The sequence below is a fragment of the Synechococcus sp. WH 7805 genome (assembly GCF_000153285.1).
Lineage (GTDB): Bacteria > Cyanobacteriota > Cyanobacteriia > PCC-6307 > Cyanobiaceae > Synechococcus_C.
In genome coordinates this window covers 1,270,869-1,287,799 of record NZ_CH724168.1, presented here as the reverse complement: position 1 = coordinate 1,287,799, position 16,931 = coordinate 1,270,869, and the positions used below count along the sequence as shown (strand labels likewise).

Sequence of the window (16,931 nt, the reverse complement as noted above, 5' to 3'; positions counted from 1 at the left end):
TCCCAGTAGCAGGCAATGGATGGGTGCGGATCAGCGCAAGCCCCGCCCCGGGCGGCGGCAGCGACTGCGTTGCGCGATTGTCTGCGGGGTGGCCCTTGTGTTGTGGGGGATGCGCTGGCTCTGGCCGTTGCAGTGGCTGCCTGGATGGATGGTGCTTCTGGTGGGCGCCTGGGCGTTGCTTGAACTGGCGGCCATCCTCTTGATCCCGCAGCGCTGGCGTTGAACGCTTGGCGTGCAGCTATTGGCCTGTCCTTGCGCTGAAGTTCTGATGCTGTCGGGCCTTTTAAGGTTCATTCCATCAATGAGACTCCATGGCCTCACCTGCATTCCATCCCCTGGATTGTCCTGATCCTGCCCAGGTGAGTTTCGGCACCGATGGCCTGCGTGGTCATGTCGGTACGGCGATCACCTCCACCCTTGCTCTGCAGGTGGGGTTCTGGTGTGGACGGGTGCTCCCCTCTGATGGGCCTGTGCTGATCGGGATGGATTCCCGCACGAGCGGATCCATGCTCGTGTCCGCGCTTGCGGCCGGCCTGACCGCAGCGGGGCGAGAGGTTTGGACCCTTGGGCTGTGCCCCACCCCGGCAGTTCCGGGCCTGATCCGCCGGTTTGGGGCGGCCGGTGGCTTGATGGTGTCCGCCAGCCATAACCCACCGGAGGACAACGGCATCAAGGTATTCGGTGCCGATGGCAGCAAGCTCGGCTCTGCGCTTCAGTCGCGAATTGAGGCCGGTTTGCGCGGTGAGGAGCCGACGTCACCGCAAGCGCCTGCGTTCGGGGTGTCACGCCAGCGTTCTGAACTTCTCGATCTCTACAAACAGGATCTTCTCAGCAGCGTGCACCATCAGCGGCTGGATGGTGTGCCGATTGTTCTGGATCTCTGCTGGGGCTCGGCCACAGCCTGCGGGGCCGTGGTGTTCTCCGAGCTCGGTGCCGATGTCACGGTGCTCCATGGCGAAGCCGATGGGGAGCGGATCAATGTGGGGTGCGGCTCCACCCATCTCGAGCCCCTGCGACGTGCCGTGTTGGATCGTGGAGCTGCCATGGGCTTCGCTTTTGACGGCGATGCCGACAGGATGTTGGCTGTCGATGGCAAGGGTCGCGTCGTCGATGGCGACCATGTGCTCTTCCTCTGGGGCTCAGCGTTGCAGGACAGCGGTGCGCTTCCTGATCAGAGACTTGTGGCCACAGTGATGTCCAACCTGGGATTTGAGCGAGCCTGGCAGGCCCGAGGTGGACTGCTTGATCGCACCCCCGTTGGTGATCAGCATGTGCATGCCGCCATGGTCCGCAGTGGTGCGGCTCTCGGTGGTGAGCAATCCGGTCACATCCTTTCTTCAGCTCACGGCCTCTCCGGTGATGGGGTGCTCACGGCTTTGCAACTGGCCACTCTCTGCCATGCCCAAGGGATGACGCTGGCCGATTGGCTTGATCACAGCTTTAAGGCCTATCCCCAGAAATTGGTGAATGTGCGGGTGCCTGATCGGGCTCGCCGCAAAGGTTGGGCGGATTGCCAACCTCTCTCTGACTTAGTGCAACAGGCCGAGCGCAGCATGGCGGACGACGGGCGGGTGCTGGTGCGGGCCAGTGGCACCGAGCCCCTTCTGCGTGTGATGGTGGAAGCGGCTGATTCCAGTGCCGTGGAGCATTGGACCCAGCGCCTGGCTGAGGCGGCTGACCTCTACCTCAATGCCGCTTGAGCTGCCAGCAATCGCGGGCCAAGGCCAGGGCTCCATCACAGGCATCCCCCTGGGGAATGATCCAGCAAGCACCTGGTAAGTGTTGCTGGATCGCCTGATTCACGGCGCTGTTGAATTTCGTCAGATTCTGGATTGCGCCTCCGTGGGCGCAGAGGTTCGGTTGATGCAGGCGCAGCTGCTTGGCTACTGCGCTGGCGGCTTCGGCGAGAGCGAATGCTGATTGATCAAGGATTTTCAGGGCTTGGCGATCCCCCTGGGCGGCGGCTTCATCCACCAGGGGTGCCAGACGTGCCAGATCTGCGGGCTGATGATCAGGCTGCACCACCAGGGTTTTGAGGTCGTAGGCGGTATCGCAGCCAAGGCTCTGCCAAAGCATTTGGCGCAGTGGCCCATCCGCGAGTCGCCCATCGGCCATGCGCAGGCTGACCTGTAGGGCCTGGTGTCCGAGATCGAACGCCGAGCCTGCGCCATCGAGTCGCCAACCCCAGCCACCGCAGCGATGTTCCTCACCCTTGGTGTTGCGCCCCACCACGATCATTCCCGTTCCACTGATCAGCACGATGCCGGGTTGATCGCCGAAGGCGCCTCGAAGGGCGGTGCGTTCATCGCCAGTCGCGTAGCAGCGTTCCAAGGGGAGATTCAACACCTCATGCAGCAATGAGGTCGCACGGGGCTGCAGGCTTGTTCCGGCTTCAACGCCACTGGCTCCCACGGCCGCCGCTCCGAGGGGAGCCTGGCAGCCATTGGGCCAAGCAGCCTGCAAGCTAGAGCGGATGGCTTCACGGAAGCGCTCCTCTCCGCCTGAGGCATCCAGGTGGCTGACACCGGTGCCCGTGCCCTCTCCCAAAACATGCCAGCCCTCCTGCGTCCAGCGACTGAGCCGGCAGCGGCAATGGGTCTGACCAGCATCGAATCCGGCCAGGACTTGTGATGTATTCGCGTAGGTTTCAGTCATGCCCTTGGACGGCATTGGCTCAGAGTGGCCAGGCAGAACCATCCACTGATCTGCACTTCAGGGCGGAAGAAGATCGTGTCGGCGGCTCCATGCACGAGCAGCCCGGTGATCGCTGCCAGGCAGCCGATGCAGGGAAGGGCCAGATCAGCATCGGACGCCAGCGCTTTCAAGCCTCTGCGCACGCTGGCAAACGCAAGCCCTATGCAGGCGATCAGGCCCGGAAGGCCTGTCTCCACAAGCAGTTCCAGAGGTACGGAGTAGGCGCTCAGGGCATTGAATTTCGGTTGCTGATACAAGGGATAGACGCTGTTGAACGCAGCGTTTCCTGGGCCGATTCCTAACCAGGGGCGGTCTTGGATCATGTCGATCGCAGCCAGCCACACATTGATCCTGAAGTTGTTGGAGCTGTCGCCGCGCCCGGCAAGCAGACTCATCACCCGCGTGCGGATCGGGTCCACCTGGGTGACGGCTAGCGCCAGCAGCACCCCCCCGGCTGCCAGCAGGGCCAGGGGCACCAATCGCTTCCAGAGTGGGGGCCAGTGGCGAATGGCGCGAAGCACCAGAAGCAGCACCAAGCTGCCGAGGGCTGCCACAAGAGCAAGCCACCCCCCCCGGCTGTAGCTGAAGAGCACCGACGCACATCCGAGGATGAAGGCACTTGCGGCAAACATCCGGCTCCCCCATCCGCGCCAGCGGACGCAGGCCACCAGTGCTAGCGGCAGGATCGGCACTAGGTAGCCCGCCAGCAGATTGGGGTTGCCCAGCGGCCCATAGATCCGGATCGTTCCTTCGGCGACTGAATTCGGATCGGCCCAGCGGGCCAGCTCTTCGGTGGGGGCATAGAGCTGGCGCAGGGCCAGCACATCGGTCAGAAGCGATCCTCCGAGGAGAGCCGCCATCAGACGATCCCACCATTCAGGTCGGACGGCGAGAAGCTGGCGCATCAAGGCGTAGACCCCCAGGTAGCTCAGCAGTTTCACCAGCCCCTTGAGGGCCGCGGCGGGGACTGGCGAGAAGCCTGTGGCCAGCACGGCGACACCCAGAAACAGCAGCAACCAGCCGCTGATTCCACCCAGTCGCTCGGGAGGCTTGGTGAGCGACCACAGCAGCCAGAGAGCACCACAGGCCAGCACGATCAATCCCAGCCCCGTGCGCGTGACCAGGGGAAGTCCTGCGAGCAGCAGGATCAGAAGGATGCCGGCCAGATCACCGAGGCGCTTCTGCTGCGCTGCCGAACCGGGGAGACATCCCTGCCAGCGGAGCAACCACGGCGACGGTTCTGAAGCCTCAGCCATCCGGGGAGAATGCATCGTTGGCGGGATTATCGACCCGTTGCCAAGCAATCTCTAGATCTTGACGATCTGGCAATGGCTGCCGATTGCGCCGGTAGAGAACCCGATAGGCCGGGAGACCCAGGTCCTGCACATAGCGTTCACGTTCCGTTGGCACCTGCAGAGGGTTGTCGGCTCTCCAGGGGCGGTCGTCCTCGGCGGGGCGATCGAAGCATCCGCTCAGCTCAACCAGCGCCACCATCGGTTCGATCACGGCCAGTACGTCACTCTGAACAAACAGCTCCCGACCCGGTTGCAATGTTGCTGCAATGGCCAGCAACAGGGACGGTTGCAGCACGCGCCTCTTACGGTGACGCCGCTTAAACCACGGATCCGGAAACTGAATGCTCACCAGCTGCAGGTGATCGTGTGGAAGGGCGGCCATCCATCCCTCCAGGCTCACATTGGCGTTGCAGAACAGATAGTGCAGGTTGAGGCGTTCAAGCCGGTCCCGGTCCCGTTGGGCGGAACGCACCAGGGGCCGTCTGATTTCCACACCCAGGTGATTGCGATCCGGCCTCAGGGCGGCCAGCTCCAGTAGGCACAGGCCCCGGGCGCAGCCGATGTCCAGATGAATGGGACGGCTGGGGTCATCAAACAAGCAATCCGGCGCAGGCAGCTCCAGGGGCAGTTGAAAGAACCGGCTGAGGGGATTGACGTGCTGACGCATCAGGACGGCGAGGAATCGAGCGGTGCATGGCGGAGAAGGCCCCAGCAAGCGGTGTAACCATGGAGGTGCGTCGCCCCGCCAAGAGGGCCGATCTCGCCGTTGCAGAAGCTTCCGGCAATGGGGAGACTCGGCATTACCTCACGGGCGATGGTCACGTCGCCATTAGCTGTTCCGAACAGGCCGCTGCCTCGGCCCAGGCAGGCGAACAGCAGTCCACAGAGCGGATCCTTTGCGGCTGAGGTTGTGCGGCTGGTTTGCAGCAGTTGGCGTGCTTCCTGGCGGGAGGCCTGAGCTTCTCGCAGCTGAAATTGAACGTTCTGCCCCGCACGAACCCTCTCAGCGACGGCGACGGCTCCGTTGCGGGGATCCACCCCGATCAGGTTGCGAACTAGAAAAGTTCGCTCCTTCTCGTTGTTGGGTTGTGGATCGGACTGTCCGCTGTCGGATGCGAAGCGTTGCAGCTTGGCCATTGCAGCTCCTGCAGACAGTTCCTGTCGCTCAACACCCAGAAACAGCGAGTGCTGCACCAATTCACGATCTTCAGCGCTCAGTCCTGCAAGCACCCGCTGCAGGCAAGCCACGGGGCTGTCGCGCCGGTCTCCATCACTGAGTTCCAAGAGCACGTTGCGCTGGGCCTGCTCGATCGCGAACACCGGACCGATCGGCCTGCACCCCTGCGCCACTACAGGATCGAGAGTCCAATCTCCACCAATACTGAGCCCTACGGCTCCGGCTACGACGCCATCGCCGCAGAGCAGGGAGCCATGAGCGGCGTTGTGGGGGATGGCGATTCCACCGATCTTGTCCACCGAGGGGTAGGCGTAATCCAGACCGCTGATCAGATCATTGATTCCGCTACACGTGGGATCGATCAAAAGCAGCAGAGATCGACTGGATCCCGGCTTCAGGCCCACCCACTCGTGCCAGTGCTGCGCAGCACCGTCAAGGTCTGGAAGGTCGTTGCCGTTGAGTTGTACGCTCTGCAGTTCGACTCCGGGGAGGTTGAGCAACATGACGCTCAACGCCGGGCTCTGCTCCACTTCATGGGCATCACCGGCCGCCGTCGTGCCCACGACACCTCCACCGAGACATCCCAACCAGTGGCTGGAGTGCAGACGCTGCTGAAGCAGGGGCAGCAAGCGAGGGAGATCACTGGCGAAGTGACTGGACACGAACACCAGGGCGATGTCAGCGCCGTTGGCCCCAAGGGTGGTGGACACATCCCGAACGGCCTCCTCCATGGATGGCTGATGGGAGAGGGCATGGCGGCAACGCGCTTGGGAACCCGAACTCCGGAACCAGTCGAGAGGATTAAACGGAACCATGAATTGGACCTTACCAATCCTGTGGTCTTGATGGATGGCACTGATAATGAAGCGCTGATGTGCCTGGCTGGTGCCTGATCTCACGACCCGAACCCTGGTGTGGCTGACCTACCGCCTCGGCGCCACGATTGCTCTCGGTCTGCCATTGATCCTGTTGATCTGGGCTGGAGTTCGCCGTGATCCTGCCCTCGTGCGCCTGCTGAGCATTTACTGGAAGGTTGCCAGCCTGCTTGCCATCAGCGTGTTGCTACTCACCGATCAACGGCCGATCGGCTACGTCACGGCCCTTCTGGCTCCCCTGCTCATGGCTGGATCGGTGTGGTTCTGGGTGGATCTCAATGAGGAACTGGCCGACAGTCCCCCGGGCCGGGCTCTGCCGATGACCGTTCGCATCTGGCGTTGGTCTCTGACGGTGTTTGCGGTTTTCGCCGTCGGGATGTCGGGGTCGGCACTGGGCTGTGCACGCGCTCTTGAGGCAGCCGAGTGCAAGGTCTGGCTGGAAGCTCCCCAGGGACTGCACCGGGTTGCGGAACGCTTATTTGATTTCGTGTTCGGCGGCCAGTGGACGGAAGCTGTTGCCGCCTTCATCGGCTACGTGGCGCTTGTGGCTTATGCCGTGGGCCTGTTGCAGTGGCTCTTGGTGCGCTTCCCGCGCCAGGGTCGGGTGGCTGGTGAATTTTGATGCCGGTGGATGCTGATTTGGTGCAAGCGTTTGAGGAACGCACCCGCCAACACCCCGACCGTGTTGTGCGATTGCGGGGACGGGTCGATGAAGAGCCCTTCGAATTGCTGATTTTTCGTGGCTTCAGCAGCAGCACCACCCATCCCACGTCGTTTGATCCGGATGCCTCCGTTCTGCCTAACGGCACGCTGTTGAGTCAGGTTGACCTGTTGAAAGGCCCCTTATCGCCAGCAGAGGAGATCGTGCTGGCAGGGCCAATGGAGCCCGTTGCTCTTCTGAATGAAGCGCACTGGGTCAAAGCCTCTCCAGCACGCTGACGCAACGCCCGCAGAGATGAGGATGGTCGGCATGTTGGCCCACATCACTTTCGTAATGCCAGCAGCGCTCGCATTTGGTGCCGCGGGCACGGGCAACCTCGATAAGCGCGACGCTGTCGTCATGGTTGGCGAGCAGTTCCGCCCAGGGTTCACCGCCAATTTGCAATTGCGACACCAGAAGCCAATCGCGTAGGCCATCCACCTCGGGCTGGCCGTTCTCGTTGAGCCAGTGCAGAGCAGATTGCAAGCTGGGACTGTGGGCCTCAAGGCGAACCGATGCCTCTAGAGAGGCGCCCAGCTCCTGACGGCTGCGGCAGTCCTCCAGCACTTTGTTCACGGATGCCCGCAGCTCGCGCAGTTGCTGCATCGGTTCCTGCACGGAAGCGTCGCGCCAACTGTCCGGAGCGGTTGGCCAACCGCGTTGGAAGACCGAGGTTTCCTCCACTGGGTAGGGAAGGTTTTGCCAGATGTCTTCGGCCATGTGGCAGAGCACAGGCGCAATCAAGCCGGCCAAGCGTTCGATGATCAAGGCCATTACGGTCTGACAGCTACGCCGGCGCTGGTCGGATGGGGCGCTCACGTAAAGACGGTCTTTGGCGATGTCGAGGTAGAAGTTCGAGAGGTCGGTGACGCAGAAGTTCTGCAGTAGTTGGAAGAAACGGAAAAATTCGTAGTTTTCGAAGGACTCTGTGATTTCATCCATTACTTCAGCCGTTCGCTGCAGCATCCAGCGGTCCAGCAGCGGCAGGTCCGCCACGGCAATGGCGTCTCTTTCCGGGGAGAAGTCGTGCAGGTTGCCGAGCAGGTATCGGCTGGTGTTGCGCACCTTTCGGTACACGTCCGCGATTTGACGCAGGATTCCAGCGCCGATGGGTACATCGGCTGAATAGTCCACTGAGCTCACCCAAAGCCGCAGCACATCAGCGCCGAAGGGAGGCTCCTGCTTCTGGTTCTTGCCCCCCTCGATGATCACCATCGGGTCGACCACATTGCCGAGGGATTTGCTCATTTTGCGGCCTTTCTCATCGAGCGCGAACCCATGGGTGAGCACCCGCTTGTAAGGCGCCTTGCCGTTCACGGCGACGGAGGTGAGCAGAGAACTCTGGAACCAGCCCCGATGCTGGTCGGATCCCTCGAGGTAGAGGTCTGCTGGATAGCTGAGTGCCTCACGCTGGCTTGAAACCGCCGCCCAACTGGACCCGGAGTCGAACCACACGTCCATCGTGTCGGTGCCTTTGCGCCATTGATCGGCCTGGTCGGCATAGGCCGGTGGCAGCAGATCAACCTCGGCCTTTTCCCACCAAACATCGCCGCCGTGGGCGGCGATCAGCGTTTCGATGTGGGCCAGGGTGTCGGCATTGAGCAACACCTCGCCGTTGCTGCGGTGGTAAAAAACGGGGATCGGCACTCCCCAGGTGCGCTGGCGGGAGATGCACCAATCCCCCCGCTCTTTCACCATCGCTTCGATCCGGTTGCGGCCCGAGGCGGGGGTCCATTGCACATGATCGATGGCTTCCAAAGCCTGCTGGCGAAAGCCCTCCACCGAGGCGAACCATTGTTCAGTGGCGCGGAAGATCGTGGGTTTCTTGGTGCGCCAGTCGTAGGGGTAGCGGTGGCCGTAGGCCTCCTGCTTGAGCAGTGCTCCGGCTTGCTCGAGGGCTTCGATGATCACTGGGTTGGCGTCCTTGAGGACGTTCAGACCCTTGAAGGGGCCTGCCTCTGCGGTGAGGGTGCCGGCTTCATCCACCGGACAGAGCACGGGCAGGCCGTACTTCTGGCCGGTGTGGAAGTCGTCGACGCCGTGGCCTGGGGCGGTGTGCACAAGGCCTGTGCCGGATTCGGTGGTGATGTACTCGCCGCCGATTACCACTGCGCTGGTGCGATCCAGCAGCGGATGCCGGTAGGTGAGTCCGGCAAGCTGAGCCCCTTTCACTGTGGCGCGACGCTTGAGGGGGCGCTCCAGGGTTTTGGAGAGCGACTCGATCAGATCGGCTGCCACCACAAGCATCCGGCCCTCGCCATCGTCGACCAGGGCGTAGTCGAGACGTTCATTCACCGATACCGCCAGGTTGGCCGGAAGCGTCCAAGGAGTGGTGGTCCAGATCGCCACCTGCAAGGCGTCGCCTAGGGGAGCAGCCTCAGTGGGAAGGTCAATCCCATCGCCCTTGAGGGTGTCCCGCAGGGCTTTGGGGAGCTCCTCCACTGGAAAAGCCACATACACGCTGGGGCTGGTGTGGCCGTCGGGATATTCCAGTTCGGCTTCGGCCAGGGCAGTGCGGGAACTGGGGCTCCAGTGCACCGGCTTCAAGCCCCTGTAGATGTGCCCCTTGAGCACCATCTCGCCGAAGACCTTGATCTGGGCGGCTTCGTACTCCTTTTGCAGCGTGAGATAAGGCTGTTCCCAGTCGGCCCAAATGCCCCAGCGTTGGAAGCCCTTCATCTGGCCATCCACCTGCTTGCGGGCGTAGGCAGCGGCTTTCTTGCGGAGCTTGATCGGCGTTAGCGCCTGGCGCTGTTCCGGGTCCATCGACTGCAGCACCTTGAGTTCGATCGGCAGGCCGTGGCAGTCCCATCCCGGCACATAGCGCACCCTGCGGCCTTGCAGCACTTGGTATTTGTTGATCACATCCTTGAGCACCTTGTTCAGGGCATGGCCCATGTGCAGGGCACCGTTGGCATAGGGCGGCCCGTCGTGGAGGGTGAATGGGGGGCCGCTGTTTTTGAGACCCAGCTGTCCATCGATGCCGTTCTCATTCCAGAAGGCCTGCAGTTCCGGTTCCCGCTTCACGGCATTGGCGCGCATGCCAAAGCCTGTTTGCAGCAGGTTGAGCGTGTCCTTGTAGGAGGGACGTCCCTCGGCGGCGTCGCGGGTCTCCTTGCTCACGTTGGGGCAGCTGCAACCGGAATTATCCGTCTTCGCTGGTTGGGGGTGTGGCTTTTGGATCAGGCTCTGTCGGTTCAGGTGCTTTGGCTTTGTCGGCTTCAGTCTCCGGTTCGGGTCTGACCCAGCGCTTGCCGGTGCGGCTGCTGCCTTCAGGGCGTTCAGCGGCAGGGGCTTTGGGCTTGAGGCTGCCCAGGGCCTGGCCGGCGTTGCTCAGCAATGTGCTGAATGTTGTACTGAGCTGCTGCAGGCTGGTGGACCAGCGCTCACTGGATTTCAATCGCTGCTGCTCCTCAGGGTTCAGCTGATTCCAGCGGGACTGAGCCACTTCGCTTCCAAGGCGACTGATCAGCAGCCCTGCGCAAGCCACCGCCAGCATCGGTGCTCCCCGGAGGCGGTCGCTGCTGGTCACCAGCACCAGTCCGAGCAGCAGAACCACGGCACCCCAGAGTCCATCGCGAGGACGGCTCAGTTCCGTCACCAGAAGCGGAAGCAGCAGAACCGCCAGCCCCACCACCAGACAGAGATCTCCTGCAAGGGTGGCCAGCATCGCGGGATCCACAGATGAACCCATTCTGGGTGGCTGCCTAAAATTGCAACCTTGCCCATCTGGCGGAATTGGTAGACGCGCTGGTTTTAGGTACCAGTGGCTTCGGTCGTGGGGGTTCAAGTCCCCCGGTGGGCATCCCTTTCCCTAATTTGGTGGCTCGTAGCAGTCGGCTGTCGCACCTTCGCTGAATGACCCAGGCTTTCGTCCAACCTGAAATGCCGGCCGCGGAGGTTCGTTTGCGTTCTGTTCCGAAACAGTTCGTTGATCCACCCGCAGCCTGGAATCCCACGGTGGGCTTGTTTTTGGGCGGTTATGCCCTGGCTGCTCTCACGATCTGGGGCTGGTTTTCAGCCGGTTGGCCGTTGCCTGTGATGTTGATCACGGGGTTTCTGGCGCTGCACCTTGAGGGAACCGTCGTACATGACGCTTGCCACAAATCGGCTCATCCCGTGCCGTGGGTGAACCAATTGATGGGCCATGGGTCGGCTCTCTTGCTGGGTTTCAGTTTTCCGGTTTTCACGCGGGTGCACCTCGAACACCACGCCCACGTCAACGATCCGAAGAACGATCCGGACCATATTGTGAGCACCTTCGGCCCGCTCTGGCTGATCGCCCCACGATTTTTTTATCACGAGGTCTTTTTCTTTCAGCGCAAACTCTGGAAGCGCTGGGAGCTGATGCAGTGGGGATTCGAGCGTGCCGTGTTCTTCACGATCGTTGCCGCTGCGGTCACCTTTGATTTTCTGCCGTTCATCTTCAACTGCTGGTTTGCACCGGCCCTGATGGTGGGCGTCACCCTCGGGCTCTTCTTTGACTACCTGCCCCATCGTCCATTCACGTCCAGGAATCGCTGGACGAATGCTCGGATCTACCCAGGCAGGCTGATGAACTGGCTGATCATGGGACAGAACTATCACCTTGTGCACCATCTCTGGCCATCGGTGCCTTGGTTTGAGTACAAGCCTGCCTATGAGGCCACCAAACCCCTTCTGGACGCCAAAGGTTCACCGCAACGTCTCGGGATTTTTGAGACCCGTGCTGATGGTGCCAATTTCCTCTACGACATTCTTGTGGGCGTGCGCAGTCACAATCACCGCAGAGGCAAAATGCGCAGAGCTGCCCGCTTTATTCCCGGCCGCGCTTTGCAGCGCAGCTGGCTGGGTTTTGTGGACCGCATCGCCATCAAAACCCAGCCACGCCGGCCGCACTCACACTGACTAATCGGCCAGGATCTTCGGGACTCGGAAGAAGTCCCCTTCCCGAAGTGGGGCTTGATCCAGCAGTGCTTCTCTCACTTCGGTCGCTTCGACGGTGTCTTCACGAGTGACGTTGACAACTTCCACGGCGCGGGTGGTTGCCGGCACTCCTTCCGTATCAACGGCCTGCAGCTGGTCGACGTAATCAAGGATTCTCTCCAGCTGACCGGTGTAGGTGGCGATGGTCTCCTCAGGGAGATCGAGACGGGCCAGATGGGCCACCTTGCGCACGTCGTCGGCCGTGATGTCGCTCATTCGGCAGTGAGGAAAGTACTGAGATCCTCGCGCAACGTCTCCGCGGCTGTATTCAGCAGCTCCTGGCCATGCTCAGGCTTGGCCAGATAGGGGTCGGATCCCATGCGGCCATCGGGGTGGCGGCGGCGGAAGTCCTGCGGACCATGAATGGCCCCGCAGGCTGCGGCTTCGGGCAGGGGGCGTTGCTTCTCCTGCAGGCAGCGGTGCAGATGCAAGGTGACGGCGATTTCGCTGGGGGTGGCGTGTTGCCCTTCACGCTCTCCGTAGAGCTCCCTGGCGCGGCGCATCACAGGCCCGGCCATGAACCAGTTGGAAAGCTTGCAGCGGAGCCTGGGGGCCACCTCGAGGCCACGGCTGGCAGCCGTGCCGTAGGCCTGGGCAAAGGCGGCCCTTGTGGTGGCGATGTTGCCTCCGTGCCCATTCACCACCAGGATCCGCTCGAATCCATGGGTGGCCAGAGAGAGCACCAGATCGTGGAGCACCGCCAGGAGCGTGGCGGGTTGAAGGCTCATGGTGCCGGCAAAGCCGAGGTGGTGCTCAGCCATGCCGAAGGCTTGAACCGGCGTGACCAACACACCGCTGCGTCGTCCCAGTTCGAGAGCCACTGCTTCAGCGGTGAGAGCATCGGTGCCGATGGCGCCGGTGGGCCCATGCTGCTCTGTGGAACCCAGGGGGATGATCACGCCCTTGCAGGTCTGTAGGTAGCGATCCACGTCCGGCCAGCTCTGCAGAGCCAGGCGAATGGCATCGGTACTGTCCGCCGGGCCGGGGAGCGATGGGTTCATGCCTTCCTAACGACTGAGGTTGATCTTGGCGCTCAGTGGGCGGTGCCGTTGCCGTCGTATTGATCGGTGTTGTAGTAGCCACCTCTCGTTCCGAAGAAGAGCGTGGCCAGCACGAACAAACCACTGCCAAAAAGCAGAACCGTGCCCAGGTTGAATCCGGAGAGGGCGGCGTCCATCTGATCACATTTATTTCTGTAAGCCTGCCAGGGATGAGCGAGGTGTCATGCCCTGCATGGTGGGATCGTGATCTCCGCCGATCTCACTGCCCGTGCGAGGCACGGCCAACCACTGGCGCAGCCAGCCGGTGAGCCAGATGAAAGGCATGGTGTCGATCAGTGCGGCCATGGCCTTAAAGAGGTACCCACTGGCGATGAACGACACCAGCTGCGGAGCCACGGGTTCACCGGGGCGAACGGGCAGAACGCCGGAGGCGTAGTGGCTGATCAGCACCACAGCGCTGGTATCCACCAGCTGACTCACCAGTGTTGAGCCGTTGTTGCGCAGCCAGAGCGCCCGTCCACCGCTGAACTGTTTCCAGAAGTGGAAGAGGCGCACGTCCACGAACTGTGCAGTGAGATATGCCGCCATGGAGGCGAACACCGAGCCAAAGGCCAGCCTCTGGATTTCAAAGAATGTGGAATCCGGGGCTCCTTCAACACCGGGGAGCAAGCCGCCCAGCCAGAGGATCAGCACGACCCAGCCGTTGAGAAGCAGACCAACCCACACCACCTGGCCGGCTCTCTTCTCACCCCACAACTCACTGATCAGATCCGTGCACAGAAATGTGATCGGATAGGGCAAGGCGCCAACGGCCACCACGATCGGCCACGACCCGATGTGTCCCAGTTCGAGGAAGCGAGTGAGCCCGAGGATGTTGAGCATCCCCAAGGTGCCGAGAAACAGCCCCGCCAGAACCAGAAAGACAAAGTCGCGGCGTGCCTGGATTGAGGCGTCCATCGCTGCGAGCATTGGGATTGATTGCAGCCTGGCGGCAGTTTGCTCTCCTGTCACCACTCCAGAAGACTGGAAACGATCCGATGGAGGGATGGTCATCGCCTTGTTTGACTTCTCTCCTCTGCCCCCATCCTTTTTCTCCCGCTCTGCCGAGGAGGTGGGCCCCCACCTGATTGGCTGCAGGTTGGTGAAACGCCAAGAGGACGGCAGCCTGCTTTGGGGCGTGATTGTGGAAACGGAGGCGTATTCCCAGGAGGAGCCTGCCTGTCATGGCTATCGGCGCAGGAGCCCTCAAAACGAAACGCTCTTTGGTGAGCCAGGTCGCTTCTATGTGTATGTGAGCTACGGCATTCACCACTGCGTGAATGTGGTTACCGATCGGGCGGACTGGGCCAATGGTGTGTTGCTCAGGGCCGTGGCGCTGCCTGGTGAGCCAGAGCGTGTGGCAGCGGGACCCGGGCTGCTGGCCCGTCGCTTCGGGATTGATCGGCAGATGGATGGTTGTGCAGCCTGCACTGGGAAGGATCTCTGGATCGCCCCGCGTCCTTCAAATCTGCGGGAGCCAGCGCTGTTCACGACCACCCGCATTGGAATTGCCAGAGGCCAGGAGCTGCCGTGGCGCTGGTATCTCCAGGCGAGTCGCAGCGTGAGCAAAAGGGCCAAGGGAGACCGAAAGCCGCAGCTGGAGGATGCCTACAAACCCAGTGCATCCTGTGCGAATGGATCACCTCCCTTTAAAGTTAAAGAGAGTGAGCGGACGCCCAGTTGAGCGCGTGGACCCACCGCCACATCCTCGATCTCTCCACCTTCTCCAGGGAGGATTACGCGGCTGTTCTGGAGCTGGCTCATCGGTTCAGCGCAATGCCGGTCACTGGCGCGCGGAGGCTGCCGGCGCTTCAGGGGCGGCTGGTGGCCACACTCTTCTTCGAACCAAGCACCCGCACCCGCAGCAGCTTTGAGCTGGCGGCTAAGCGGTTGTCTGCCGACGTCTCCAGCTTCTCGCCTTCCAGCAGCTCGCTCAGCAAGGGAGAGTCCCTGCTCGACACAGCACGCACGTATGTGGCCATGGGCGCGGATGTGCTGGTGGTGCGACACCGCTGCACAGGCGTGCCCAGGCAGTTGGCCGAAGCCCTCGAACGCACGGGTGAGCGCACCGTGGTGCTCAATGGCGGCGATGGCCTGCACAGCCATCCAAGCCAGGGGCTGCTCGATCTCTACACCCTGGCGCAGCATTTCAACCCCAGTCACCCGTTGCCGGAGGCTCTGCGCGGACGCCGCATTGTGATCGTGGGCGATGTTCTCCACTCCCGGGTGGCGCGCTCCAATCTCTGGGCCCTCACCGCCTGTGGCGCGGATGTGATTCTCTGCGGTCCGCCAAGCCTGGTGCCTGAGGCCTTTGCGCAGTTCGTGGCCCAGCCGCCGCCGGGACAAGCCACAGACCCCGTTGCCGATCGGGGCTCGTTGACCGTGGTGCGCAACCTTGATGATGCGCTGGCCGGAGCCGATGCGGTGATGACCTTGCGTTTGCAGAAGGAGCGCATGCGTCAGCACATGCTCACCAGTCTGGATCGCTATCACCGCGACTTCGGGCTCAGCCATGAGCGGCTACAGGCCTGCCAGGTTGCGATTCCCGTGCTTCACCCTGGCCCGGTGAACCGGGGTGTGGAGATGAGCGGTGCCCTTCTCGATGATCTGAGCGCCAATCGCGTGGAGGATCAGGTGCGCAACGGCATCCCGATCCGCATGGCGCTGCTTTATTTGATGGCGGCTGCTGAGTCTCCGCTTCCGCTCTGAGTGGGCAGCCCAGACACCTGATTGGAGTAGTAATCCATTGCGGCCCTTAGTGCAGCACCGGGTTCGGCGATCGAGGGGCCGGAGCCAGACTGCATTGGAAATGCAGCATCTGGGGCATCCAGTCCCATGTGCTGACTGGGCATCCCCGTGAGCAGCATCGATGCTCTCGACTGCGACACCACTGCAAAGATCCATTTGATCAGCAAGGTGTAGCGGTTTTCCCGATCGGGCATGAAGGCGAGGTGGGCGGCAGCCCAGAGCAGCCAACCGATGCCCCCTTTGAACTTGAAACCGCGCAGATCGGCGACAGCGTCCACCCGGTCGAGCACGGCCATGCTGCCGAAGTCAAACCAGCTGAACGTTGGACGTGATCGTCCACTCACCACGGCGGCAATGTCTTTGCCCACGAAGCCGCCGGCCTGGGTGGCGGGTCCCGCCATTCCAGGCAGAGGATTGCCGTCCCGGGTGTGCTTGTAGGAGCAGAGGTCCCCGACCACGCGGATTTCCGGGTGGCCTGGCACCGAGAAGTCCGGTGCCACGATCACGCGTCCGCTCCTGTCGGTTTCGCAGCCGATGGCGTCAGCCAGTTTCTTCCCGAGATGGGAAGGGCGGACACCGGCTGTCCAGATCACAGTGGCGGCCTGAAGGCGTCGGTCTCCATCGGGAGTGCCCACGGTCACCTCGCCGGGCTGCATTGTCTGCACCCGCCCCTTGAAGAGCATTTCCACGCCAAGGGCCTCAAGGGTTTCCTGGGCAGCTTGAGATAGCGACTCCGGCATGGCCCTCAAAACACGATCGCCCGGATCCACCAGAACGATGCGGGTATCTGATGGGTTGAGCTGGCGGAACTCACGGCGCATGGCATTGCGCATCAATTCAGAAGTGGCGCCCGCCATTTCGCAGCCTGTGGGTCCGCCGCCCACAATCACGACCGTTTGAAGGAATCGACGCGCTTCTGGGTCAGGGGTCTGCTCTGCTTGCTCCATCGCCATCAGCAGGCGGCGGCGGATCTCTTCAGCGTGTTCGAGGATCTTCATCGGTGGCGCAAAGGTGCGCCAGTTTTCATGCCCGAAGAATGTGCTGCCTGAACCGGTGGCAAGAACGAGATAGTCGTAGCCATAAGCCTTGCCGTTGAAAACGATCTGCTGGCCTTCAGGGTTGATCTGGGTTACTTCACCCAGCAGCACCTGCACATTGCGCTGGCGTCCAACCATTTGTCGCAGAGGCGTTGCTACATCGCCGCGGGAGACCAGACCAGTGGCCACCTGGTACAGAAGTGGCTGAAACAAGTTGAAATTTCGTTTGTCGATCAGGCTGATGCGAACGTCGGCATTGGCCAAGGCTTTGCAGGCTCTGACACCAGCGAATCCACCGCCAACGATCACCACGTGGGGGGCATGACGAAGGCGTTCCTCTGGGGGCTCAAGCTCGAGGTAGAAACGCTCACCAGCCATGGCCAGAACTTCAGCAGGTCTG

At 62.0% G+C, this 16,931-nt stretch carries 18 protein-coding genes and 1 tRNA gene; 8 read left to right on the top strand and 11 right to left on the bottom strand.

Going from position 1 to position 16,931, the window contains the following annotated elements; genetic code table 11:
- The first annotated feature begins 19 nt into the window (after positions 1-19).
- Entirely contained in the window at positions 20-223 is a 204-nt protein-coding gene (locus tag WH7805_RS06960) for a hypothetical protein (RefSeq protein ID WP_006042315.1), read from the top strand.
- 88 nt (positions 224-311) lie between these two features.
- Positions 312-1,700: a phosphoglucosamine mutase gene (gene glmM, locus WH7805_RS06955; RefSeq protein ID WP_006042314.1), complete on the top strand. Its 1,389-nt coding sequence runs from the start codon at positions 312-314 to the stop codon at positions 1,698-1,700.
- Here glmM and WH7805_RS06950 read toward each other — a convergent pair.
- The 4 genes from WH7805_RS06950 to WH7805_RS06935 are packed head-to-tail and all read right to left on the bottom strand — an operon-like array spanning position 1,687 to position 5,981.
- On the bottom strand, positions 1,687-2,670 hold the full coding sequence (locus WH7805_RS06950) for a BadF/BadG/BcrA/BcrD ATPase family protein (RefSeq protein WP_006042313.1): 984 nt from the start codon (positions 2,668-2,670) through the stop codon (positions 1,687-1,689). The two genes, glmM and WH7805_RS06950, sit on opposite strands and share 14 nt — an antisense overlap.
- Positions 2,652-3,950, bottom strand: coding sequence for an IctB family putative bicarbonate transporter (locus tag WH7805_RS06945; protein WP_006042312.1), 1,299 nt, complete (start codon positions 3,948-3,950; stop codon positions 2,652-2,654). Before WH7805_RS06945 ends, WH7805_RS06950 begins: the two co-directional genes overlap by 19 nt.
- Entirely contained in the window at positions 3,943-4,656 is a 714-nt protein-coding gene (gene trmB, locus WH7805_RS06940) for a tRNA (guanosine(46)-N7)-methyltransferase TrmB (protein WP_006042311.1), read from the bottom strand. The genes WH7805_RS06945 and trmB overlap by 8 nt, the downstream gene beginning before the upstream one ends.
- Positions 4,656-5,981, bottom strand: a complete 1,326-nt coding sequence (locus WH7805_RS06935; protein WP_038005177.1) for an FIST N-terminal domain-containing protein — start codon at positions 5,979-5,981, stop codon at positions 4,656-4,658. The genes trmB and WH7805_RS06935 overlap by 1 nt, the downstream gene beginning before the upstream one ends.
- Positions 5,982-6,051: 70 nt before the next feature.
- Here WH7805_RS06935 and WH7805_RS06930 point away from each other — a divergent pair, with 70 nt between their 5' ends.
- Together WH7805_RS06930 and WH7805_RS06925 are read left to right on the top strand one after the other, a co-directional pair.
- Positions 6,052-6,663: a DUF3177 family protein gene (locus tag WH7805_RS06930; protein ID WP_006042308.1), complete on the top strand. Its 612-nt coding sequence runs from the start codon at positions 6,052-6,054 to the stop codon at positions 6,661-6,663.
- Positions 6,663-6,980 carry a hypothetical protein gene (locus WH7805_RS06925; protein ID WP_006042307.1) on the top strand — a complete coding sequence of 106 codons (318 nt, stop codon included), beginning with the start codon at positions 6,663-6,665 and terminating at the stop codon, positions 6,978-6,980. The genes WH7805_RS06930 and WH7805_RS06925 overlap by 1 nt, the downstream gene beginning before the upstream one ends.
- Here WH7805_RS06925 and ileS read toward each other — a convergent pair.
- Both ileS and WH7805_RS06915 read right to left on the bottom strand, forming a co-directional pair.
- On the bottom strand, positions 6,958-9,864 hold the full coding sequence (ileS, locus tag WH7805_RS06920) for an isoleucine--tRNA ligase (protein ID WP_006042306.1): 2,907 nt from the start codon (positions 9,862-9,864) through the stop codon (positions 6,958-6,960). The two genes, WH7805_RS06925 and ileS, sit on opposite strands and share 23 nt — an antisense overlap.
- A gap of 22 nt (positions 9,865-9,886) precedes the next feature.
- On the bottom strand, positions 9,887-10,411 hold the full coding sequence (locus WH7805_RS06915; RefSeq protein ID WP_006042305.1) for a Ycf66 family protein: 525 nt from the start codon (positions 10,409-10,411) through the stop codon (positions 9,887-9,889).
- Positions 10,412-10,464: 53 nt separating this feature from the next.
- On the opposite strand from WH7805_RS06915, the gene WH7805_RS06910 reads away from it, so the two are divergent.
- Positions 10,465-10,546, top strand: a tRNA-Leu gene (locus WH7805_RS06910).
- A 53-nt stretch (positions 10,547-10,599) separates the two neighbouring features.
- Positions 10,600-11,628 carry a beta-carotene hydroxylase gene (gene crtR, locus WH7805_RS06905; RefSeq protein ID WP_006042304.1) on the top strand — a complete coding sequence of 343 codons (1,029 nt, stop codon included), beginning with the start codon at positions 10,600-10,602 and terminating at the stop codon, positions 11,626-11,628.
- On the opposite strand, the gene gatC is transcribed toward crtR, so the two are convergent.
- From gatC to WH7805_RS06890, 4 genes are read right to left on the bottom strand one after another with little or no spacing between them, the layout of a single operon-like run.
- Positions 11,629-11,922, bottom strand: a complete 294-nt coding sequence (gene gatC / locus WH7805_RS06900; protein WP_006042303.1) for an Asp-tRNA(Asn)/Glu-tRNA(Gln) amidotransferase subunit GatC — start codon at positions 11,920-11,922, stop codon at positions 11,629-11,631.
- Positions 11,919-12,707 (bottom strand): creatininase family protein, encoded by a 789-nt coding sequence (locus WH7805_RS06895; protein ID WP_006042302.1) that lies wholly within the window; start codon positions 12,705-12,707, stop codon positions 11,919-11,921. The genes gatC and WH7805_RS06895 overlap by 4 nt, the downstream gene beginning before the upstream one ends.
- A gap of 32 nt (positions 12,708-12,739) precedes the next feature.
- Entirely contained in the window at positions 12,740-12,883 is a 144-nt protein-coding gene (locus WH7805_RS14720; RefSeq protein ID WP_006042301.1) for a hypothetical protein, read from the bottom strand.
- A 10-nt stretch (positions 12,884-12,893) separates the two neighbouring features.
- Positions 12,894-13,664, bottom strand: a complete 771-nt coding sequence (locus WH7805_RS06890) for a queuosine precursor transporter (RefSeq protein WP_232198974.1) — start codon at positions 13,662-13,664, stop codon at positions 12,894-12,896.
- An 88-nt stretch (positions 13,665-13,752) separates the two neighbouring features.
- Between WH7805_RS06890 and WH7805_RS06885 the strand changes: the two genes are divergently transcribed.
- Positions 13,753-14,430, top strand: a complete 678-nt coding sequence (locus WH7805_RS06885) for a DNA-3-methyladenine glycosylase (RefSeq protein ID WP_006042299.1) — start codon at positions 13,753-13,755, stop codon at positions 14,428-14,430.
- The gene (locus tag WH7805_RS06880) at positions 14,427-15,455 is read left to right on the top strand and encodes an aspartate carbamoyltransferase catalytic subunit (protein WP_038004509.1); all 1,029 of its coding nucleotides are present in this window, start codon (positions 14,427-14,429) and stop codon (positions 15,453-15,455) included. The genes WH7805_RS06885 and WH7805_RS06880 overlap by 4 nt, the downstream gene beginning before the upstream one ends.
- On the opposite strand, the gene WH7805_RS06875 is transcribed toward WH7805_RS06880, so the two are convergent.
- Positions 15,416-16,909, bottom strand: a complete 1,494-nt coding sequence (locus WH7805_RS06875) for an NAD(P)/FAD-dependent oxidoreductase (protein ID WP_006042297.1) — start codon at positions 16,907-16,909, stop codon at positions 15,416-15,418. The two genes, WH7805_RS06880 and WH7805_RS06875, sit on opposite strands and share 40 nt — an antisense overlap.
- Positions 16,910-16,931 lie beyond the last annotated feature (22 nt).